The sequence below is a fragment of the Xanthobacter autotrophicus genome, from assembly GCF_030015065.1.
GTDB lineage: Bacteria > Pseudomonadota > Alphaproteobacteria > Rhizobiales > Xanthobacteraceae > Xanthobacter > Xanthobacter autotrophicus_D.
In genome coordinates, this window is sequence record NZ_JAIVFN010000414.1 from 1 (window position 1) to 448 (window position 448).

General features: G+C 70.5%; 1 protein-coding gene. It reads left to right on the forward strand.

All coding sequences use genetic code 11. From position 1 onward, the window contains the following. Nucleotides 1-448 (forward strand): efflux RND transporter permease subunit (locus tag K9U40_RS23800; protein ID WP_282892522.1); only part of this gene is annotated, 448 nt, incomplete at both ends.

Here is a 448-nt window from a genome sequence, read left to right on the forward strand (position 1 = left end):
CCCGTGGCCTACCCCGTGCAGTTCCGCGTGATCGGCAGCGACCCGGCGCGGCTGCGCCGGCATGCCGACGAAGTCCGCGCCATCCTGCGCGAGCATCCGCAGATGCAGGGCGTGAACGACAACTGGAACGAGTCCGTCAAGACGATGCGCCTGGAGATCGACCAGGACAAGGCGCGCGCCCTCGGCGTGACCAGCCAGTCCATCGCGCAGGCCGCGCGCACCGTGTTCACCGGCACCACCGTGGGCCAGTACCGCGAGGGCGACCGGCTGATCGACATCGTCTTCCGCCAGCCGCCGGACGAGCGCCAGGCCATCACCGACATCGCCAACGCCTACCTGCCCACGGCGTCCGGGCGGGCGATTCCGCTCACGCAGATCGCGCGGCCGGTGTTCGTGTGGGAGCCGGGCGTGATGTGGCGGCAGAACCGCGAATACGCCATCACCGTGC